General features: G+C 42.5%; 18 protein-coding genes and 1 pseudogene. 11 read left to right on the forward strand and 8 right to left on the reverse strand.

The annotated features are described in order from the left end of the window. Nucleotides 1-83 precede the first annotated feature (83 nt). The gene (locus FQ082_RS07450; protein WP_149492619.1) at nucleotides 84-1,130 is read left to right on the forward strand and encodes a GlxA family transcriptional regulator; all 1,047 of its coding nucleotides are present in this window, start codon (nucleotides 84-86) and stop codon (nucleotides 1,128-1,130) included. Nucleotides 1,131-1,353: 223 nt separating this feature from the next. Here the strand turns inward: FQ082_RS07450 and FQ082_RS07455 are convergent, their stop codons facing one another. Beyond that, nucleotides 1,354-2,568, reverse strand: coding sequence for an LD-carboxypeptidase (locus FQ082_RS07455; RefSeq protein WP_149492620.1), 1,215 nt, complete (start codon nucleotides 2,566-2,568; stop codon nucleotides 1,354-1,356). 315 nt (nucleotides 2,569-2,883) lie between these two features. On the opposite strand from FQ082_RS07455, the gene FQ082_RS07460 reads away from it, so the two are divergent. Further along, entirely contained in the window at nucleotides 2,884-3,375 is a 492-nt protein-coding gene (locus tag FQ082_RS07460; protein ID WP_149492621.1) for a YkvA family protein, read from the forward strand. 146 nt (nucleotides 3,376-3,521) lie between these two features. Here FQ082_RS07460 and FQ082_RS07465 read toward each other — a convergent pair whose 3' ends face one another. Both FQ082_RS07465 and FQ082_RS07470 read right to left on the reverse strand, forming a co-directional pair. After that, a complete protein-coding gene (locus FQ082_RS07465; RefSeq protein ID WP_149492622.1) occupies nucleotides 3,522-3,827 on the reverse strand; it encodes a hypothetical protein in 306 nt (101 codons plus the stop codon). Nucleotides 3,828-3,932: 105 nt separating this feature from the next. Beyond that, on the reverse strand, nucleotides 3,933-4,490 hold the full coding sequence (locus FQ082_RS07470) for a hypothetical protein (protein WP_133105357.1): 558 nt from the start codon (nucleotides 4,488-4,490) through the stop codon (nucleotides 3,933-3,935). A gap of 278 nt (nucleotides 4,491-4,768) precedes the next feature. Here FQ082_RS07470 and dnaQ point away from each other — a divergent pair, with 278 nt between their 5' ends. From dnaQ to FQ082_RS07510, 8 genes are all read left to right on the forward strand, one after another. Further along, nucleotides 4,769-6,367 carry a DNA polymerase III subunit epsilon gene (gene dnaQ, locus FQ082_RS07475; protein WP_149492623.1) on the forward strand — a complete coding sequence of 533 codons (1,599 nt, stop codon included), beginning with the start codon at nucleotides 4,769-4,771 and terminating at the stop codon, nucleotides 6,365-6,367. A 150-nt stretch (nucleotides 6,368-6,517) separates the two neighbouring features. Further along, nucleotides 6,518-8,200, forward strand: coding sequence for a hypothetical protein (locus FQ082_RS07480; RefSeq protein WP_262498179.1), 1,683 nt, complete (start codon nucleotides 6,518-6,520; stop codon nucleotides 8,198-8,200). Nucleotides 8,201-8,268: 68 nt separating this feature from the next. Next, nucleotides 8,269-9,264 carry an NAD(+) diphosphatase gene (gene nudC, locus FQ082_RS07485; protein ID WP_149492625.1) on the forward strand — a complete coding sequence of 332 codons (996 nt, stop codon included), beginning with the start codon at nucleotides 8,269-8,271 and terminating at the stop codon, nucleotides 9,262-9,264. Between the two features lie 99 nt (nucleotides 9,265-9,363). Continuing rightward, entirely contained in the window at nucleotides 9,364-10,206 is an 843-nt protein-coding gene (locus tag FQ082_RS07490) for an RnfABCDGE type electron transport complex subunit B (protein ID WP_149492626.1), read from the forward strand. Between the two features lie 52 nt (nucleotides 10,207-10,258). After that, entirely contained in the window at nucleotides 10,259-10,954 is a 696-nt protein-coding gene (gene nth, locus FQ082_RS07495; RefSeq protein ID WP_149492627.1) for an endonuclease III, read from the forward strand. A gap of 464 nt (nucleotides 10,955-11,418) precedes the next feature. Continuing rightward, a complete protein-coding gene (gene metK / locus FQ082_RS07500) occupies nucleotides 11,419-12,585 on the forward strand; it encodes a methionine adenosyltransferase (RefSeq protein ID WP_133105351.1) in 1,167 nt (388 codons plus the stop codon). A 96-nt stretch (nucleotides 12,586-12,681) separates the two neighbouring features. Further along, nucleotides 12,682-13,038 (forward strand): DUF3144 domain-containing protein, encoded by a 357-nt coding sequence (locus tag FQ082_RS07505; RefSeq protein ID WP_149408735.1) that lies wholly within the window; start codon nucleotides 12,682-12,684, stop codon nucleotides 13,036-13,038. A gap of 380 nt (nucleotides 13,039-13,418) precedes the next feature. Beyond that, nucleotides 13,419-13,763: a hypothetical protein gene (locus FQ082_RS07510; protein ID WP_020443128.1), complete on the forward strand. Its 345-nt coding sequence runs from the start codon at nucleotides 13,419-13,421 to the stop codon at nucleotides 13,761-13,763. Between the two features lie 222 nt (nucleotides 13,764-13,985). Here the strand turns inward: FQ082_RS07510 and FQ082_RS07515 are convergent, their stop codons facing one another. The 5 genes from FQ082_RS07515 to FQ082_RS07535 all read right to left on the reverse strand — a co-directional run bounded on the left by FQ082_RS07515 (nucleotide 13,986) and on the right by FQ082_RS07535 (nucleotide 22,614). After that, nucleotides 13,986-15,641: a BCCT family transporter gene (locus FQ082_RS07515; RefSeq protein ID WP_149492628.1), complete on the reverse strand. Its 1,656-nt coding sequence runs from the start codon at nucleotides 15,639-15,641 to the stop codon at nucleotides 13,986-13,988. A 299-nt stretch (nucleotides 15,642-15,940) separates the two neighbouring features. Beyond that, nucleotides 15,941-17,590: a BCCT family transporter gene (locus FQ082_RS07520; protein WP_149492629.1), complete on the reverse strand. Its 1,650-nt coding sequence runs from the start codon at nucleotides 17,588-17,590 to the stop codon at nucleotides 15,941-15,943. Nucleotides 17,591-17,831: 241 nt separating this feature from the next. Next, entirely contained in the window at nucleotides 17,832-19,079 is a 1,248-nt protein-coding gene (locus FQ082_RS07525; RefSeq protein WP_149492630.1) for a PQQ-dependent sugar dehydrogenase, read from the reverse strand. Between the two features lie 178 nt (nucleotides 19,080-19,257). Then, nucleotides 19,258-21,855: an ATP-dependent chaperone ClpB gene (clpB, locus tag FQ082_RS07530; protein WP_149492631.1), complete on the reverse strand. Its 2,598-nt coding sequence runs from the start codon at nucleotides 21,853-21,855 to the stop codon at nucleotides 19,258-19,260. Between the two features lie 243 nt (nucleotides 21,856-22,098). Beyond that, nucleotides 22,099-22,614 (reverse strand): murein L,D-transpeptidase family protein, encoded by a 516-nt coding sequence (locus FQ082_RS07535; RefSeq protein ID WP_316621910.1) that lies wholly within the window; start codon nucleotides 22,612-22,614, stop codon nucleotides 22,099-22,101. Here FQ082_RS07535 and FQ082_RS07540 point away from each other — a divergent pair. Beyond that, nucleotides 22,599-22,685, forward strand: a pseudogene (locus FQ082_RS07540) (IS1595 family transposase); the annotation flags it as partial. The gene FQ082_RS07535 and the pseudogene FQ082_RS07540 overlap by 16 nt on opposite strands.

The following is a 22,685-nucleotide window of genomic DNA, read 5'->3' on the forward strand; positions in this document are numbered from 1 at the left end:
ATGGTGAGTGAATTTCAAATTACGTATCGTGCGGCTGGTGAATATCAGCCATAAATTTGCATACACTTAAAGGAAGCCAAATTTTGCCCTACTTCAAACCGTTTAAAGTGATTATCGTTGGCTTCGATGGCGTGCTCGGCAGTGTGCTCGCTGGGGCGTTAGATTTATTTTCGTTTACTGGCGTCAGCTGGCAACGGTTTTTGGATGAGGCAGTAGAACCAAGGTTTGACGTGCAGATTGCAAGCTTAGGTGGCGCGGATATCAGATGCAGCAACCGTTTAATTATGCGAGCGCATTGCGATATTCAAGAAGTCACAGAGTGCGACTTACTATTAATTCCAACCATTGGCGATTCAATTGATAAAGTATTGAGCCAAAATAGTGAGTTAATTCCGCATATAAAGCGACTGGCGAATACCAAGGCGGATATCGCTAGTAATTGTAGCGGGGCTTTCTTTTTGGCAAAAGCAGGCTTGCTCGATGGCAAAGTAGCGACCACTCATTGGGGCTATGCCAGTAAGTTTAAGGCAGATTTTCCACTGGTTGATTTGCAAGAAAATCAATTTGTCACTCAATCAAAGAACCAGCCAAAAAGCCAGCCAAAAAGTGATTCAGCACACCAATCAGGCAATATATTTTGTGCGGCAGGTGGTAGCGCCTTTTATGACTTGGGATTGCTATTAATCGAGCGGTATTGCGGGCGTGAGATTTCTACCCAAGTGGCAAAAACCCAGATTATTGATAGTAAAAGAGGCAACCAAAACAGCTATACCAATGTGACGTTGCATAAACCACATTCAGATCAGCTGGTTAAGCAAGTACAAGAGTTTATCGAAGAAAACTTCAAACAACCTATGCAGGTGAGCAATTTGGCAGCCATGGTAAATATCACCCCACGTACCTTAAACAGACGCTTTCAATCCTGCGTGGCGATGCGTCCGATTGAGTATATTCAAGCAGTTAGAATTGAGCAGGCAAAGCGCTTACTTGAATTGGGCGATGTGACGATAAAATCGCTAGCGGAGCAAGTTGGCTACGATGATATTTCCTCATTCACTAGGCTTTTTAAACGCGCTACTGAACTGACCCCGAAAGAATATCAGGATAAATTTTCACGCTTAGCAATCTAACTTCATAGTAGATGTCTTTTGAAAGTAATACGTTGCTGCAACAAATTTATCACAGCAACAATTTTATATAATTAATTCGATATAAAAACGATACAGCGAGACGAAAAGTTGTTTTCCGCAGCATCTGTCGGCGTAGGCACAGCACGCAAGAAAAATAACTTTTCATTGAGCGACTTGATAGTTACGTATCTGATTTATTTAGATTCGACTATAGACCTAAATTTTATTGCCACAAGCCTTCGACATGAATGGCGTCCGACTTAATAGTGGGATAATCGCTAAATGCCAATTGATAGCCACCGACTGTATTGGCGCTAAGCTGGCACGTCGCCCCCAGTGGAAAACTGTGTTTCTGACCAATATGACCAAAGCGCATGCCACTATAAATCGGTAGCCCTGTCAGCTTATGCAATTGACGAATCACGGTGGCGACATCATAACGCTTGTCATAGCTGTCCTCACCGCTACCCGATAACGCGCCAAACACGATGGCTTGCTGATCTTTAAATACGCCTGCCAAATACAAATCATACAGCATGCGCTCAATACGATAGGCTTGCTCGCCGACATCTTCTAAAAATACAATCCCGCCAGCAATTCGTGGCAAATACTCACTGCCTGCCAGTGCTGACACCACGCTTAGATTGCCACCCCAAATAGTGCCCGTTATCGTTTTTGGCTCAGAGCTTGCCAAGATACTCGGTAAATTTGGACTGGTTAAAGACGCATCTGGTATATTGATAGCCAAATTAGGATTGGTTAGTGCTTCCGCAAATTGTCGACAGCTGACTTGGTCGGGTTTGGTTTTGCCAAACTCACTATAAAGCATTGGGGCAGCAAGCGAACTCATATCACCCTTTGCCAGCAATGCGCACTGAATAGCGGTCACATCACTAAAGCCTGCGAGTATCGTGCCGCGCTCCTTCATAATACGTCCCAGCGTCGACCAATCCACCATCGGCAATAAACGCACAGCACCATAGCCACCGCGTACACCAAGTAGCAATTTCGGTGCTGCGATCGCACCCGTAGCGATGTTTTGCAAATCACTCGCGCGCTGCGAATCCGTACCCGCAAAACGCAAATATTGGCGCTTAGTAATCGTAGGATTGTCCACCTTAAAACCCGCACAAGCCATGCGATCTAACGCCAATTCATTACGCTCGTCACTACCACCGACATTAGAGCTGGCAAAAAGCCGCGTCTCAATATTTGGCGTGATACAACTCGTTTGCGCCTGCAATGTTTCGGGCGCTGCTTGTTGTGCTTGTCCTGATGGCAGATCATCTTTGGTCAGTTGCGTGCTGTTATCTTGCTCAGTCGTATTAGCAGCCAGCGCTTGAGTAATGCTTTGGGTCGCTAACAGCCCTGCCCCTGCGCTGATTCCGACTTGACATAAGAATTGACGACGATTAAGTCCAGAAGATATCTTGGTCATTATTTTACCTTTTGTACTATTCAGTTAATGCTTGTTTAACAAGGATACTTATTTAGCATTGATGGTTTAAATGCACGCGATTTCATTTAACATGCGCTAAGCCTTTATCTTTGAAACATTGCATTATAACGGAAGTTGAGACGGCAATTTGGTTTAAGATTGTCTAGGGTAGCTCAACCCATTGTTAGGCTAGTCAACAAAACAATACAGAATCACCCATCGTCTTATTTGGAAGAAATCGCTACTCTTGTTATAGTAAAGAATGATTAATCGCAATAAACCATAAATATTTACTAATACAAAAGGATCATAAGCATGGCTGACAAAGAGAAAGACAATAAAAGCCTAATGGATAGTATTAGAATCATCTTGGGTAAAGAAGACAAAATAAATGACCAACTTGAAAATGGTCGCGGCCTTGAGCGTTATGCCAAGGATTTGCTACTGCTCATGAGTTTAGTTAAAGATTATTATCAAGGTAACTATCGTAATATCCCTTATAAAACTATTTCAGCGGCAGTGGTTGGTCTGCTCTATGTTATAAACCCTATTGATCTTATTCCAGACTTTATCCCTTTTATCGGTCAAATCGATGATGCCTTGGTACTAAAATTCTGTCTTAAGCTCATGGAAAAGGATTTGTTGAAATACAAAACTTGGAAGGATAAACAAAGCGCATCTAAAGATAAAGACTCAAAGCCTACTAATAAAAAGCTCAAAGATAAAAATAAAAGTACGGCAAAAGCAGATAAAGACGAAGAGTCTAAAGCGGAAGACGATAAGGTAGATACTAAAAAGTCGACATAGCTATTTAGTCATCTATATTAAGTGATATACCTAGCATAACTTAATATAGTAATTGTGAGAAAGACACGGTCAATGAGGTATACATTGACCGTGTCTTTATATGAGAATAACAATATCTCTATTAATTTTACTTGTGCAAAAAACCATTAATCCGGCACATCATAACGGGCTTTTTCTGGATTAAGACCGAACGAATAGACAAAGGTTGCAACTAGACTGTTTATGATAATAAATGGCACATCAATGCTGGCGTGCCCAAGTACGTAGCGACCGATTAGCCATGAGACAATCAGCATAACAATAAAGAACCCGCCCAAATACGCCAAGATAGCTGGATGCTTAAGATTGTAAGGCTGCTCAGGTTCGGGGTTTTTGTTTAATACATAGGTTCTTATCGCCCAACCAGCCGCATACGAAAACCCACCCAACACCACATAACTAAAAAAATTCATATTGCCTAACTCTAATGATACGACGGTTTATAACAAAATTGTATTGATAAAAAAGCACTTTTTATCATAAATAACAGGTATGTAATATTGACTGATAATACCTAACTAAATAGTCTCTTTAACATTATCAATGACAATATTGGCATGAGGATTGGACAAAATATCAGTATTAACGTCATCACATTCGACTCGGTAAATAGTGTTTGCCCCTTTATAGATATAAGACAAGTACTCACTATCAAGTAGCGGATCGATATTGGCATAAACAGGCTTAACATGAGCTAATACCAACACTCTATCTGGACGACCAATCACCGCATCGACATTATCAGGATCAATAGAGAAAAACTGTGGTATGTCGCTATTTTCAATCACCTCTAACGGCTCAGCATCATCCCAAACACGTTTGGCACTTGCAGGCTCTTTCATCTGCATGACCCATGCGCCGCCCTGTTGGCTGACTTTTATTTGCGCCGGCTCATCATGACTGACGGTATAACAGCCCTCAAAGATAGATAAATCTGCTACCTTCTCAACCTTTTTGGTATCCGCTTGAGTATTACTATCATTACAAGCGCTCAAAAGCAGCATACTGCTCGCAGCCATCGCAATCATCAAATGGCTGAGGTTTTTAGAAGAAGATTTTGAGGCTAAGGACATCATAGGGTAATCCTGAATTCGAGCATTGAAAGCTTTAGTTAAGCAAATTATAGTTAATGTCTGGCTAGACATATCCTTACAACCGCTCTATTTTAACAGAAAACGATAAGCTTACTATTAGGATATCTGTTTTTGGTTTTTTGTGCATGGCAATTGCCCCTATTAACGCTGGATTTGTTATACTCAATTCCAACATAGGTAGCTAAAATCAGCCTCCAATATATCAGTGAAATCGCTTCGCTATATCCTGTATTTATTCTCTATTAGGTCAGTAAATTTTTATGTTAGAAAATCGCAGCGCAGCGCAACCATTTAACACCAGTAATGCCATAAACCCATTGGCTGCCAAAGCAGACACTACGGTTGCTTACACAGATGGCGCGTGTAAAGGCAATCCTGGTGCTGGTGGCTGGGGCGCTCATCTGATATTTAGCGACGGACGGACGCAGGATTTTTATGGCGGTGATAAAGAAACAACCAATAATCGTATGGAATTGATGGGTGCGATACAAGCATTGACCCATAGCCCGCATGAGCAAAAACTCGAGATTTGGACAGACTCAAGTTATGTCAAAAAAGGCATCACTGAGTGGATTGAAGGTTGGAAAAAAAGAGGCTGGAAAACGGCCAGTAAAAAACCCGTCGCCAATCAAGACCTATGGCAGCGACTCGATGAGCTCTGCCAGAAACGCGATGTTGATTGGCATTGGGTCAAAGGTCATGCTGGACATGCTGGCAATGAAAAAGCGGATGAGCTTGCGAACCTAGGTGTGACCTCACGTAGTGAATATTCGATAATAGAGGCTCAAGATAACATTAAAAAAAAAGAGCAAATAACAGCTGATAAAAAGCCGTCAACCAGTGATGATTGGCTGAATTTTGATCCATTAGGTTTTGATATGATGGATGATGAGCTTGATGCCGAACTACTAGAGAATCAAAGTTATAATGACAATGTAATAAATACTCATGCTTTCGCTGAAGAAAATATTAGTCCGTACAATGCCACCAATTCAATGAGTGCTATAGAAATGCCAGACGCCCAGACGCCCTTGATTGACATAAGCATCAATAACCATGCGTCCAACATGGTTACCAATGTTGAAGCAGATACGCCAAAATTTGATGGTGATACCAGCCGTGCCAATCCGTATTTTATACCGCTGCTACCCAAGCCAATAAACCGTCACCAATCAGATCGTCAGCTCATTATGGATACGGAGACCACCGGTCTTGATCCGCTAAAAGGCGATCGCATTATCGAAGTCGGTATTGTAGAGATGATTGGACGCAAGTTCACCGGCGAAAAGCTCCACGTCTATATCAACCCACAGCGCGGTATGGATGAAGAAGTTATTCGAATTCACGGTATTTCTGAAGCGTTTTTAACGGACAAACCAACCTTTGACCAAGTCGCGCAGTCGCTCTATGACTTTATGGATGGTGCAGAAGTCATCGCTCATAATGCCTCGTTTGATATGAATTTCTTAAATATGGAGTTTGCCAAAGTTGGCATGCATGACTTTGCTGAGCGAGTAAAAGTGACCGACTCGCTGGTCATGGCAAAGCAGCAGTATCCTGGACAGAAAAATACTCTTGATGCTCTCGTACGTCGTTTAGACGTGGGCAAGCAAGACCGTACCTTTCACGGGGCATTACTAGATTCAGAGATTTTAGCAGAAGTATATTTGGCGATGACTGGCGGACAAGTAACGCTAGGCATTGAGGATGACGCGCAAGCGGATGGCGGACACACAGCCCATGCTAGCTTTGCCAATTTAGCGGCTTTATTGCTTGAGTCAAGTACTGATGAGGGCGCCAATCAAAGCTGGTATGCGTCTCTCGCAGAAGATTATCCTGAGCTGAAAGCCAAAATGTAACAGACATTAAAATCGCTTCTTATATTGGCGATTAGAGAATATAGTCTTGATTATTATAACGATAAAAAGTAAAACCTTATCTAGCGCTATTTTTTAATTTACTCTCTAACTATTTGCTATTTTCGTCAGTATCTTATGGAAAAAATAATTATGAACCACTCTACGCAAATAAAATTGACCGCGCCAACGCTTAGTGTTACTGACTTTAATTTGCCATCGCTGCACTTATTGCACGATGAGGTCAAGGTCATACTTAAAGATACTGAGATTCATTTGGGCGAATTTAATGACGACAATAGCCAAGCGCCATTATTATTAGACTCTATTATTGTATTAAAACAGCTCTCTTGTATTTTTGAGCTGATATCTTTGGTGGGTGCAGAGTCACTCAATAATGCGATTGTACACGGTTTACAACAGCTTTATGACAGTGGCGACAACAGCAATATTGACTTAATCATGGATCTGTCCGAAGCGATCATGACGCTTGATCGTTATGTTGAGTTTGTGCTGCTGACTGAGTCGATAGAGCCTACTTTATTACTACCTATTATTAATAAGCTGAATGCTCATAGCCAAATAGCGCCTATTGCTGCTGATTATTTTTCTACTTTTGGTAATAGTAGCGTTATTATCGCCAATCCTGAAAAGAATTTTCAGCCGCTAAATGAGCTCAACCTTGATCAAGAGCTACTGACCTATGCTTATCGTAGTGGGCTTGGCGTTACTTTGATCAATCGGGATGGCAACATCAATCAAGATGATCAGCAAAAATTGGATGCTATGTCAGCTGCTTGTGCTTTGATAGCGAAAAATACCAGCAGTCTATTTTGGCAAGCAGCGTCCGCTGCGGTCACTGATATCGCAGCCATCCTGCCGCTTAATGTCAGTCAAAAGCACACGCTTATTTATGTTGAGCAGCAGTTCCAAAACTATTTGCCTGTCATGGATACGCGTTTTGCTGATTTGGTCAGTTTTGCCGGACAACGTGATACTGAAGCGGCAAAAATACTGCGCGAGCAATACGCCGCCAACCGTTTAGAAGATCCACAACGTCAGCAGATGGAGCGCTTCTTGTTTGGTCCAAACCGTGAGCTGACGGACACTTTGAATATCATTATCCAGACTCAAATCAATACGATTAAAGAAAATGTCGACAGCTATGCCCGTGGTGACTCAATCAATCCAGTCGATATGCAGACCTCGCAAATTATTGAAGAACTCACTACTTTAAGCTCTGCGTTGCATCTTCTTGGTCTATCTAATGCCGCCAATAGCCTGATTAAAGCGTCAGAAGCCGTCAGCACATGGCGCTCGCCTACTCCAGAAGATTTTGATCATTTATTATTGGCACTCATGCATGCAGAAAACGCGACCATCGCCATGGCTGAGATGCATACTCCAGGTGCAATTTATCTGCCGTTGAACAATCCTCATATCTCACTACATCAGCTGAATACCGCCTATGATACCTTGATAGAAGAGAGTCGTACGGCAATTGCCAGTGCTGAACAAGCAATCAATGATTACCTTGCGGAGCCTGAGCGCGATATTCTTAATATTCAAAATACCCCTGAAATGCTGCGTCAAGTAAGCGGTGCTGTGCGCTTCTTGCAATTGCCAACGCCTGCCAGTATGCTCAGTCAATTGGCAAATTATTTACAGCAACGTATCAATAGTGGTAATCGTATCGATGATGGCACCTTAGCTTATATTGCTGATGTTATCATGGCAGTTGACCATCATCTAGACGGTTTCGAGAACAATCGCCCTGTCAGCAAGCAAGCATTGGATGTTGGGCAGCATAGCTTAAGCCAATTGCTTGCCGCTTAATCATTTATGTAAATTTTTATATAAAGACAAGCTGATATGAGCTTGTCTTTGACCGTTTGGAAACCTATATGATGATCTGCGCCTTTGTCCTATCTGATGAAACGATCTTATGTCGTCAAACGCCTAATGGCTGGTGGCCTTTACAGGTTGAGCTAGCACACTTTAATATCAGTAATGAGCAAGCTTATCAATTAGGACAGGTTACATTATTTGATAGCTTAGCGCCCAATAGCTGGCTGCCGAGTGATGTAGATGATACTGATAACGCTAATGCTGTCACTGTACAAGCAAGCCGCGCTATCACTTATGATTATGCAATAGCACATAATATCGCCTTACCCAGTATTTTAGACAGTGATGAATTAACAAGTAGTGACTTGGATAGTAGCGTTATTAGCAATGTAGAGAACAGTATTAACACTTTTATACCTTATCGACAGCTTATCACGCACCTGCCCATAACATTAGCTGCACAGCTTAGCCAAGCCATACAACTACTTCGTTGGCAAGTAGATACACAGTTTTGTAGTCGCTGCGCGGCACGCACGGTAGCTGCCAAATGCGGTGAGCGTGCTATGGTTTGTGACGTTTGTCGATTGCGTCAGTATCCGCGTGTACAGCCCTGCGTCATTACCGCCATTACTCGACCCAACCCGCAAACGGGTGAAATGCAAATTTTATTGGCTCATCATCATCGTTACGGTCAGCAAAAAACAGCCTCTCACTTATTACAGTCGACCCAACCGTTACTATACGGTTTGATTGCAGGCTTTGTAGAAGTAGGTGAAAGTCTAGAGCATGCTGTGGTACGCGAAGTGGCAGAAGAAGTGGGGCTTAGCTTGTCCGATATTCGCTATGTAAACAGTCAGCCATGGCCGTTTCCGTCTAATTTGATGTTGGGCTTTCGAGCATCTTATGCAGATGGCGATATCGTTATACAAGAAGATGAGCTATCACATGCAGATTTTTTTGATCTATCAAAGCTGCCAAAAATACCCTTTAAAGGTAGCATTGCTTATGAGCTGATTGCGCAAATTGCCAATGAGGAAGGTATTTTGCTTTAATCTATCATATCAACGCCTCATTCGGCATTTATCCTTACCACTATTATCCTATTTATTTTAATATCAGCATCTAGCACTGATATAAAGGTTTTACATTAAATGCAAAGCACCATGAATAAAAACAGCAATCATATCCGTTTAACCAATCTGCCAATCTTATTCGATTCGCTAAAGATAGAAACATTGCCTGCTGATGTTCAGGAAAAAATTGCGCGCATTGATGGCAGCCTACCGCAAACACAGTGCGGTCTATGCGACTATGCTGATGGTTGCTTACCTTATGCAGTTGCTATCGTGATGGATGGTGAGCCACATAATAAGTGTGTACCGGGTGGTCAGCCAGTGGCGAATACTATCGCGCAGATTATCGATGCTGATATGCCAACACTAAGCGCTGAACCTTCAAAATGGCCGTTAGATGCTACTTCGCAGCGGCCTGTTGAAGTGCGCGCCGTTATTCGTGAAGATGATTGCATTGGCTGTACCAAATGTATTCCCGCCTGCCCTGTTGATGCCATCGTTGGTACTGGCAAGCATATGCATACTATTTTTACGGATTTATGCACAGGCTGTGAATTATGTATAGCGCCCTGCCCTGTTGACTGCATCGATTTGGTCACGGTTGAGCGCACGCTGTCGACACCTGAGCGCACCCTTGAGCAAGAGGATTTGAGACAGCGTTATCATACCCATTTGAATCGTGTCAGCAAGCAACTTGCGGATAGCAGCAATAGTAGACCCGTGGTAAGCATGGTGGAGGCAAAACTGAATAATGCCGCCAGTCAGTCGTTAAATATCAGTGAAACTCAAGCAAAAAACACTATTGCAGCGGCAAAGCTGCGTAGTAAAATTAAGAAGCTAGAAAAGCAGCTTAGCGTACGTCCCAATGAAAACACACAAGCAGAGTTGAATGAATTAAAAGCTGAGCTTGTACAACTTTAATAGCCAATATCTATTCTGAATAAGCAATGAACAAAACAATGATAAAAATACCATGAGTAAAACCGTCAAACATAAAACAGCTGATACTCCGCCATCGAGGCGCATGCCCAACCGTGATGTGCGTCCATTTTTTGAGAAGTTGGCAGCGACGATTGATGAGCCAGTGACTGAGCTCAATTATAAAAGTAACTTTGAGCTGCTTATCGCAGTCATATTATCAGCGCAGGCGACTGATGTCAGCGTCAATATTGCCACCAATCAACTCTATCCGGTGGCGAATACGCCTGAGGCAATACTCGCTTTAGGCGAAGAAGGTTTGAAATCCTATATTAAGAATATCGGCTTGTTTAATGCCAAAGCCAAAAACGTCATCAAAACTTGCCGTGACTTGATTGAAAAATTTGATAGCACCGTCCCTGATAACCGAAAAGACTTAGAGTCTCTAGCAGGTGTCGGGCGCAAGACGGCGAATGTAGTTCTAAATACAGCCTTTGGACAGCCGACGATGGCGGTTGATACCCATATTTTTCGAGTGGGTAATCGTACGGGACTTGCTACTGGCAAAAACGTCTTAATCGTTGAGAAGAAACTGGTCGAACGTATCCCCGATGATTTTATCGTTGATGCTCATCATTACTTGATTTTGCACGGGCGCTATACTTGTCAGGCTCGCACCCCAAAATGCGGTGCTTGTCCTGTTTATGATGAATGTATGTTTAAAGATAAAGCAGTATTTTTAGAGTTGTAATGCGAGCAGATGATAATGATCGCAAAGCCTATCGATCAATATACTTATGCTAAATTATAATAATGTCATGATTGCGCATTACTTATAATAGAACGAGCGCAGCTCACTAGAGTTTTATTGCGTTTCGAGTTAGAATAAGCGTATTTTTAGGCAAGTACGTCATATTTTTGATCCTGCTGATAATCAGTTGATAGACGTATGATTGGCGACAGCTTCAAGCACGTTGTCAGTTAATAATTCGATATAGTACAACGTAAAGCTATCGCTCTCTTAGCCTGACCCCATATGATTTATAGAAATCTGTGCCTTATGTAAATTTATATAACACATGCATTTATGAATAAGTGAATTAAGTAGTACCAATTAAACACCAAGCAATACATTGTTTGGCCAATACCAATTAAAGCAGCGCCCAGACGTTATGCTTTTTCCTATCTTTATTGATTCAATTAAGCGATCCTATTATGCGCGAATACAACTTATTTACCTCAGAATCTGTGAGCGAAGGTCATCCTGACAAAATGGCTGATCAAATCTCAGACGCTATCCTTGATGCCATCTTACGGCAAGATTTACATGCACGCGTGGCATGTGAGACCCTAGTCAAAACTGGCGCTGTCGTATTGGCAGGTGAAATAACTACCACGGCAAATATCGACGTTGAGCGTATCGTGCGTGATACGGTTAATGGCATTGGTTATCATCATTCAGACTTGGGTTTTGATGGCGAGACATGTGCGGTTATCAATATGCTTGGTAAACAATCGCCTGAGATTGCCCAAGGTGTTGACCGCGCTGACCCTGAAGAACAAGGCGCTGGTGACCAAGGTTTGATGTTTGGTTATGCTAGTAATGAGACTGAAGTATTGATGCCTGCCCCTATCGAGTATGCTCATCGCTTGATGGAGCGTCAGTCGGAGTTGCGCCGCGCAGGTGAACTACCTTGGTTACGTCCGGATGCCAAAGCACAAGTCACGCTTAAATATGATGGCAATAAACCTGTTGCTATTGACGCGGTCGTCTTATCTACGCAGCATGATCCAAGTATCTCGCAAGCCGATTTACAAGAAGCGATCATGGAGTCAATTATCAAACAAGTACTCCCAGCAGAGCTACTACATGCTGGTACACGTTATCATATCAACCCGACTGGCAAATTCGTCATCGGTGGTCCTGTTGGTGATGCAGGACTGACCGGTCGTAAGATTATTGTTGATACTTATGGCGGTATGGCGCGTCACGGTGGCGGCGCATTTAGTGGTAAAGATCCCTCAAAAGTCGATCGCAGTGCGGCTTATGCGGTGCGTTACGTGGCTAAAAACATCGTCGCTGCTGGTATTGCCGATCGCTGTGAAGTACAAGTAAGCTATGCCATTGGCGTTGCTGAACCGACTTCTATTTCGATTAATACTTTTGGTACTAACAAAATCAGCAACGATGAAATCATTAGCTTGATTCGTACGCATTTTGACTTACGTCCGTATGGTATCACCCGTATGCTGAATTTATTGCAGCCGATGTATCAGCAAACCGCTAGTTTTGGACATTTTGGTCGCCAAGGTTCTGAAACCGCCTTTACGTGGGAAAAAACTGACAAAGCTGAGATTTTAAAAGCAGATGCTGGCTTATAAAATTTTTGCTAAAACCCTTTTTGTACCTATTATATTATCCAGTTATTAGACTGCTGTGATACATTTAAATTTACCTACCATTATTAGGAGTCGTTTATGTCTCAAGAGAATGCTCAAAACAATGAGATTGATGCAAGTCTTGAAATCACCCCTGAAATGCAGTCGTTTTATCAACGTGCTGATGCCATTATTGGTGTAGCAAACAGTCAATTAGGTCCTGAGGCGCATTCCGGTCAAGTAGGTGCGTCACTGCTTTATGCCGCAGCACGTTATAGCGCATCGGTCGCCTCGATCGGCTTTGTAAAGGGTGATGATTTTGCCAAAGAAAAGGATGATATTGTCGAATTTTATACCAAACAATATCGCCAAATGCTGAGCGACAACTTGACTGATTATGCGCAGAACTTTGATAAATACATTCAGCTTAATCAAGATGATAAGCCTGCTAAATAAAACGGTTATGCTTGGTTAAAGATATTTATCTGAGCACCTTTAATGGCAGAAATTATCTTTGAGCAAATAAAAAACCCCAAGCTTACTATTAAGCTTGGGGTTTTTATTTGCTTGTAAATGATAGAAAGCTATTAAAGCCAACAATGCTATTGCTATGAAGTTTTTGCAGCTTTTCTCACGCATTGAGCAAAATACATAGCAGTAGTATAGCTATATACATGTATAATTTCTCGATTTTATTTTGTACTTATCATATGATGATGTGGATGACCTCCCCTAAATAAGTTACTATCCATTTGTATCATTCTATTTCTGATATGGTTGTCGTTGACTGTTGATAACAGGAAGTTATCGAGCGCTATTTATAAGGAAACATCATTATGAATCATTTATCTAAACCGTGGCTGTCAATACTAGGGCTCTCAGTAGCCATCACATTATCTGGTTGTAATAATCTTCCAATCAGCACCCATTCTGAGCCGCCTATTCATAGCACTGAAAACAACAAAGACCACAGTGCTAGCAGTAATCAAGGCTCAATTAACAATCCTTTCAATAAATGCCCGCCTTTTAATCCTGAGCAAACCATGTGTACCGCACAGTATGATCCTGTCTGTGTCACTGTAAAAAACCAATCAGGTGTCAGTTATCGTACTGCGGGCAACGCCTGTTCAGCATGTGGTACTACCTCTGCAGTCGGTTATGTAAAAGGACAATGTGTGTAGTTTACATCCTACCTCTGGTAACTCTTATAAATTTTTCTTGCTTGCGGTGCCCGCGCAGACAGAGGCAGCGCAAAACTTATCCCAGTAGCATTGTGTTTGATTTATAGTGGATTGACTATAGATATATCAGTAGAAATTAAAAAGCCCCAACTTATAATAAAGCTGGGGCTTTTTGAGTTATTTTTCAGCTTAAGTATTATTTAAACATTGTCTAAAAAACTCTTAACCTTCAGGCTTTTCAATATCAGGTGGACCTGTGAGCAAGTCTTCATCACGAAATTCATTGGCTGAATTGTGCTCAGCAGATTCCTCGGTGACAAACCATTGCTGATTGCGATACAGTATCAAACGGTCACGACTTAAGCCACGTAGTAGCGAATACATCATTACGACTATCACTATCGCAAAAGGAAAGCCTGAAACAATGGAAGCCGCTTGTAAGGCACTCAAGCCACCTGCTGCCAATAGTACCGCTGCGATAACACCTTCGGTGCCCGCCCAAAATAAGCGCTGAATTTTCGGTGGATTGGCATCACCACCTGAGGTCAACATATCGATGACGAAACTGGCTGAATCCGATGACGTGACAAACCAAAGAACAATCATCACCACGATGAGCAAATTCACAGCCGATGTTAGCGGATAAGACTCCATCAACTTAAAGATGGCACTGCCAGTATCTGCTTGGACGGCCTCGATCAAGCCAGGACTGACAATATTGGGGTCCGCCGCCGCCATTAGCTCCATATTAACGGCTGAACCACCAAAAGCGGTAAACCATAAGAACAATATGGTAATAGGAATTAACAACACTCCCAATATGAATTCACGAATCGTACGACCACGAGAGATACGAGCCACGAATACCCCAACGAAAGGCGACCAACTTATCCACCATGCCCAATAGAAAATCGTCCATGAGGCTTGCCAATTTTCTTCACCGTTATAAGACTCTGTCCAAAGACCTAATGGTACAATCTCATGTAAGTAATTACCGATATTTTCTACAAAACTATTAAAGATAAATTGAGTCGGTCCTAAAATGATCACAAAACTGAGCAATATCACAGTAAATAATATATTGGTATCACTTAAGCGCTTAATCCCTTTATCTAACCCCATAAACAGAGATAGACCAGCCAGCATAGTGATTAAGGCAATCAATATAATTTGCACTGTAATATTATTGGGAATACCAAATAACGTCTCAAGACCTGAGTTAATCTGCAATACCCCAAGACCTAACGTGGTCACTACCCCAAACATCGTCCCAAATACCGCCAGCGTATCGACCGTATGACCCCAACCACCATAGATTTTTTTACCCAATATAGGATAAAGTGTCGAGCGGATGGCCAGTGGTAAGCCCACTCGGTAGTGAAAATACGCCAATGACAAAGCAACCATGCCGTAGAGTGCCCATACATGTAGGCCATAATGTAGGAACGAGATATTCATTGCTTGCTTGGCGGCTGCGATCGTCTCGGGCTCTCCTAATGGCGGCGCCATAAAATGATACAAGGGTTCAGCGGTGCCCCAATAGAGCAGTCCAATACCGATGCCAGCTGAAAACAGCATACCAATCCAAGAGACTATATTATACTCAGGCTTCTCGTTCTGATGACCAAGTCTGATATCGCCATAGCGACTGAATATCATGTAAATACTCATCACCAGCGTTAAATTGACCACCACAATAAAGAACCAGCCAAAGCGCAAAGACACGAATGCTTTGGCATGACCAAATACCAGTTCAGCTTGCTCATTAAAAAAAGCACCAAATATAATAAATGCCAAAATCAATAGTGCTGAAGTTAAGAACACAGGTTTACTTACCCGTGGAAAAGGGCCCAAGCGGCCAACTTTTACATGATCCATTTAGTCGTCTCAGTTTTTGAAGGGGCTCACCTTAACAAGATATTACACAACTATCAAATCAAATCAGACACTTTATAACCTTGCTATTGGTCAACAAATAAAAAAATCCTAAGATAACCATGCATCTTAGGATTTGATATTACAAGTATTTTATCGTTTTTTAATAAATAATAAACAGATATAGTGAGCTGCCAATCATTGAATGAAACGACTGTCAGCACACTCTTGATCTTTCTTCGCTTAATCACAGCTTGCTTATCTAAGCCCTAATTCATGACTATTAATCAGCATCGCGTTGATTAATCACCCTTTACAATTTTAGGTGGGCCTTTCAACAAATGCTCATCTGTAAACTCATTGGCTGAATTATGATCTGCAGATTCTTCGGTAATAAAGTGCTGTTGAGCTCGATACAGTATCAATCGATCTCGACTTAAGCCACGAAGTAACGCATACATCATGACAAATATCACCAAAGCAAATGGCAGTCCAGCCACAATAGCTGCGGCTTGCAATGCGCCTAGTCCGCCTGCTGCTAACAATATAGCGGCAATCAAACCTTCCATCAACGCCCAAAATAAACGTTGGATCTTGGGTGGGTTGGTATCGCCACCAGCCGTCAACATGTCGATCACGAAACTTGCTGAATCCGATGAGGTCACGAACCATAAGACAATCATAATCACGATAAGAAAAGTAATTGGTTTTGCAAATGGATAGTACTCAACCAATTTAAAAATAGCGCTACCCGTATCTGCTTGCACCGCTTCTACCAATCCTGGACTGGCCATAGCCGGATCAAGCGCCGCTAAAAGCTCCATATGGATAGCGACACCACCAAAAGTAGTGAACCAGAAGAACAAAATGACCATCGGAATCAACAGCACACCCAATACAAACTCACGGATAGTACGACCACGACTGATACGGGCAATAAATACGCCTACAAATGGTGCCCAACTTACCCACCATGCCCAGTAGAAGATCGTCCAACCACTCTGCCAATCGGTATTACTATAAGCTTCGCCCCATGTTGATAATGGCACCATAGCAACGATGTAATTACCGATGTTTTCTATAAAACTATCAAAAATGAATAAGGTTGGCCCTAAAATGACCATAAAGGCTAAGAGCACACCCGTAAAACCCATATTGATATCACTTAAGCGCTTGATACCTTTATCAAGACCGAGCATCAATGAGCCACATGCCAATGCAGTCACAAAAGCAATAATAATAAACTGTACGGTTAAAGAATTTGGTATACCAAATAAGTTTTCAAGACCTGAATTGATCTGCATAACCCCTAGACCTAAGGAAGTTACCACACCAAACATCGTCCCGAATACGGCTAGGATATCAACTGTATGACCCCAGCGACCATATATCTTCTCGCCTATTAGCGGGTATAACGTCGAACGGATAGATAGCGGCAGTCCACGGCGAAAGTGAAAATAAGCCAGTGCTAATGCCACTATGGTATAAATTGCCCAAGCATGTAATCCCCAATGCAGGAATGAGATGCTCATAGCTTGCTTGGCAGCTTCTACCGTTACAGCTTCACCTAATGGCGGTGCCATAAAGTGGTATAGGGGCTCAGCTGTTCCCCAATAGACCAGTCCAATACCGATACCAGCAGAGAACAACATGCCAATCCAAGAAAACAGACTGTACTGCGGTTTCTCTGTTTGTTGACCTAAACGTATGTCGCCGTAACGACTTGCCGCTAGATAAATACAAAAAACCAGTGCCACGTTCATTAATATAATAAACATCCAGCCGAACTTATCGGTGATAAAGTCCTGCAAAAAGCTAAATAGCGCGCCAGCGGTCTCGGTAAAGAAAGCACCGAAGATGATAAATCCAACGATAAGTAACGCTGAAGTAATAAATACAGGTTTACTCACCCGTGGAAAAGGGCCTAACCTGCCAACTTTTACATGATCCATTTGTTTGTTAGCCTTAGTTTTTAGGAAGGTAACCTTAACAAGATAGCTGCCAACTATCAAATTTAATTAAGTATTTACGCTTTTCTCATTGATAGACATAAATCAAAACTCTCTGGTCACGCAAACCACAATATCGTAAAACCTCAGAAACTTAGCAAGTAATTCCTATATTTATTCGCTTATCAACTTCGTTAGAAGCGTTCAATCTTTCTTAAGTAAAAAGGATAGTGGAGATCAATTGCTACTGCGGCAACAACTGCACTAAATCACCATCGTTGCCGTCTTCTAGCACCCAAACCTGCCCATCTACGGCTAGTACACTACGAATACGCTCGCCCATATCATAGCGATAGCGCTCAGTCGCACCATTATTTTCATCAAAATTAACGACTATCAATGCCTTAGAGGATAAACCGCTTATCAGCGCATCACCTTGCCAAGCAGGAAAATCAGCATGTGTACCAGTCGAATACATACTGATTGATGAAGGGGATATGACTGGTGTCCATGTGATTTTGGGTGCTTCAAGCTCAGGACGCGTACTGTGATCAGGAATATCCACACCAGAATAATTGCGACCATTTGATACGATTGGCCAGCCGTAATTCTTACCTTTTTCAATCAGATTGAACTCATCACCACCACGTGGACCCATTTCATGCGCCCACAACTGCCCTTTACTATCGAATGCCATCCCGAGTACATTACGATGTCCTATGCTCCAAAATTGAGCAGCGATGTCATTATTACTCACAAATGGATTGTCCATTGGCATCGAGCCGTCAGTATTTAACCGTATTATTTTGCCCAAATTGACAGTCATGTCTTGAGCAGGGGTTTTTTCCTGACGCTCGCCTGAGCTAATATACAAATATTGCCCATCAGGAGAAAACAGTAAGCGATGACTGTAATGCCCTTGCCCGTCTACCTTTGGCATCTGCTGCCAAATTGGAGCAATCTCCCGCAAACTTGGCTTATCAGTATCCAAACCTGACAGCTTAGCTTTGATGACTTTTGCACCAAATTTATTACTATCAGCAGTTTTGCCTGCTTCAACGTAGCTAAGATATATATTATTAGAGGTAGCAAAATCTGGCGCAAGAATAATATCACCAAGACCGCCTTGTCCCCCGTAAGCGACTTTAGGCACGCTAGCGATTTCTGTCTTAGTACCTGTTGCCGTATCAACAATGAATAACTCACCTGTCTTTTGTGTGACAAGCAGTTTTGATGGTTTATTACTAACGATAGGTAATGCAGTCATTGCCCATGGCTCATCAAAGGTGGCAACGGCTTTTGTGGTAAAGGCAGGTTTGTCCGTACTTGCAACATCCGCTACTGAGGTTTCAGCTTCTTGATATTTTGCCAAATCGGCATTGGTATCAGTGGCAGATTGATTTGAACAAGCAGAAGTACTAAACAGTAATGCTGTGATAATTATCGGTAACGTTAATGGTTTACTCCTATACTGCCTATTTATTATTATCATTCTTTTATCTCCATAAATTTTATATTTATATAATTAGAGCTTAGATTATTTATAACATAATCTAAGTATGGCAAGAGTAAAAATAATGATGGCGCACAAAGTAAAAACCCCTTACTTGCCGGTATAAAAAATGGGCAAATAAGGGGCTTAGTTTCGGGTCAAGGGCTAGAATGAACGATTAGCTCATTCTAAGCTTATCAAATGTCAGCTTATCATCCACACCGACATCGACTTTGATGATATCACCAGCGACAAAGTCACCCGCCAGCAGCTTCAATGACAATGGGTTTTCAATCTCTTGCTGAATGGCACGCTTAAGTGGACGCGCGCCATAAACAGGATCATAACCAACCGCAACCAGCTTATTCATCGCTTCTGCTGATAACTCGATATCTAACTCACGCTCATATAAACGCTGACGTAAGCGGTTTAACTGAATCGCAGCAATACCTGCCATCTGCGACATACCTAGTGGATGGAATACCACGATCTCATCGATACGGTTGACAAACTCTGGACGAAAATGCTGTCCAACTGAATCCATCACTTCTGCTTTGATATCCTCGTAGCTCTCGCCGACCATTTCTTGGATTTTATGCGAGCCCAAGTTACTGGTCATAATGATGACGGTGTTTTTGAAGTCTACGACGCGACCTTGTGAATCGGTCAAACGCCCATCATCCAACACTTGCAGCAAGATATTAAACACATCAGGATGCGCTTTTTCAACTTCATCAAACAAAATCACACTATAAGGTTTACGGCGAACCGCTTCAGTCAAGGCACCACCTTCTTCGTAACCGACGTAGCCTGGAGGCGCACCAACCAAGCGGCTGACACTGTGCTTCTCCATATACTCACTCATATCGATACGTACAATAGCATCCTCACTATCGAACAAGAAGTTTGCTAACGACTTAGTCAACTCAGTCTTACCGACACCCGTAGGTCCTAAGAATAAGAATGAACCTGAAGGACGATTCGGATCTGACAAGCCAGCACGACTACGACGTACCGCATTGGCTACTGCTTCAACTGCTTCATCTTGACCGATGACGCGCTCATGGAGTTTTTCTTCCATTGCCAGCATTTTATCACGCTCGCCTTGCATCATTTTACTGACTGGAATACCCGTCGCAGCCGCGACGACTTCAGCGATTTCATTATCCGTGACTTTGTTACGCAGCAGTTTTACACCACTATTTTCACCAGTCTGCTCTTTTTGCTCTGCCAAGTCAGACTCATGGATACGGCGCTCTAACTGCGGAATCGTCTCGTATTGTAGCTTACTCATGGTCTCATAATCGCCTTCACGACTGGCTTTATCATAAGCAATACGCGCTTTGTCCAGCTCGTCTTTTAGCTGCTGACTGCCTTTGACCAAAGCTTTTTCTGCTTGCCAAATCTCATTAAGATCAGCGTATTCTTTCTCTAACTCTTCGATTTGTGCATCAAGCACTTTACGCTCTGCTTGCGCGCCAGCATCTTCTTCATTTTTGAGTACTTCACGCTGCATTTTTAGCTGAATCAGACGGCTATCGAGTTTGCCAAGCGATTCAGGTTTGCTGTCCATCTCCATACGTAAGCGACTGGCAGCTTCATCAATCAAGTCAATCGCCTTATCCGGTAACTTGCGATCAGTGATATAACGATGACTCATACGAGCAGCAGCGATGATGGCACTGTCTTGGATATCGACTCCATGATGAAGCTCATAGCGCTCTTTTAGACCACGCAATATCGCAATGGTGTCTTCGACCGTTGGCTCATCAACCAATACCTTTTGGAAACGACGCTCAAGCGCCGCATCTTTTTCAATATACTTACGATATTCATCTAAAGTCGTCGCACCGACGCAGTGCAACTCACCACGAGCAAGCGCTGGTTTGAGCATATTCCCAGCGTCCATCGCGCCATCTGCTTTACCTGCCCCAACTAGCGTATGTAGCTCATCGATAAATAAGATCACGTTGCCTTCTTGCTTCGATAAGTCACTCAGTACAGCTTTGAGTCGCTCTTCAAACTCACCACGGAATTTTGCCCCCGCAATTAACGCACCCAAGTCTAACGACAGCACTTCTTTGCGACGTAAACCTTCTGGTACATCACCATTGATAATTTTTTGAGCCAAGCCTTCTACAATGGCCGTTTTACCAACACCTGGCTCACCAATGAGCACAGGGTTGTTTTTGGTACGGCGAGACAGTACTTGAATGGTACGGCGAATCTCTTCATCACGACCAATCACAGGATCAAGCTTACCTAGCTCTGCTTGCTCCGTTAAGTTAATCGTATATTTATTGAGGGCATCACGCTGATCTTCAGCGTTTTGATTATTCACGGTATCATCACCGCGTAATTGCTCAATCACGACTTTCAATTTATTGGCTGTAACACCCGCACTTTCAAATATCTTTTTGGTATCGCCTTGTTCAGCCAGTGCCAACATTACCCATTCGGTGGCGATAAAATCATCACCTTCTTTTTGTGCTTGGCGGTCTGCCAAGTTCAGAATTTTGACTGAATTAGGATTTAGATTAACGTCACCCGTTGGCTCACTAATCGTTGCTTGATTGTCGAGCGCCTTTGCCACGCCATTTTTTAGCGCAGGGATAGACGCGCCCGCTTGTTGGCAAATGGACAAGTTAGACTCATCTTGTAGCAAAACCGCAAGCAGATGCACAGGGTCTATTCCGGTATGGTCACGCCCTAACGCCAAACTTTGTGCTTCTTGAATGGCAGATTGCAGTTTTTGGGTAAATTTCTCAAATCTCATAGTCGTATCCTTTTATCATTTATATATCATCAGGCAGCGAACTTATGCTGTTTACTTGCCTTCGTCTGCCTTTATATATGCGGTATATAGAGAGGAATTTCAACCTACTCAGCACTAAAACCTTATTAATAGCAATGATATTAATTGCTTGAAATCAAGTCACTAAATCGTGCTTACACTCAATATATAATTCATTCAATTTTAGAAAAAAATGCATCTACGGATACCGCTTATTTAAGATTTTCATTCTACGATTTCAATAGCGGTACCGACCTTGACCATCGCCATGATTTCATCCATCTCTTCATCAGTGACGGCGATACAACCCTCAGTCCAATCGTGTAATTGATTGACCGACGCCAGATGTCCAGAACCGTTCTTTTGACCATGAATCATAATATCACCGCCCGGATTGACGCCCATCTTCTTAGCATGTGTCTTATCAGACGCATTAGGATAACTTATGTGAATAGAGCGATAAAATTTGGATTTTTCATTCTTATAATCGAGTGTATAAGAACCTGATGGGGTACGCTTATCACCCTGCTGCTGCTTGTGACCAATAGGGTTGCCACCAAGCGCTATATGATAAGACTTGATAACAGTGTCACCACTTAATAATTGTAGAACACGCGCTGATTTATCAACGAAAACTTTGTCGATAATGGCAGTATCAGGAATAGAGGGGGTAGATTTTGAATTAGGGGCTGTCCTAGATAAGTAAAATAATCTAGGATAGCCATATGAGAAAGAGTAGATTAAGTTGGTACAAACAAACTAAGCTTATCGAACTATTTGTTGCCGGTTCTACCGCAAGAACAGCAGCAAGC

The sequence above is a fragment of the Psychrobacter sp. ANT_H56B genome, assembly GCF_008369245.1.
GTDB lineage: Bacteria > Pseudomonadota > Gammaproteobacteria > Pseudomonadales > Moraxellaceae > Psychrobacter > Psychrobacter cryohalolentis.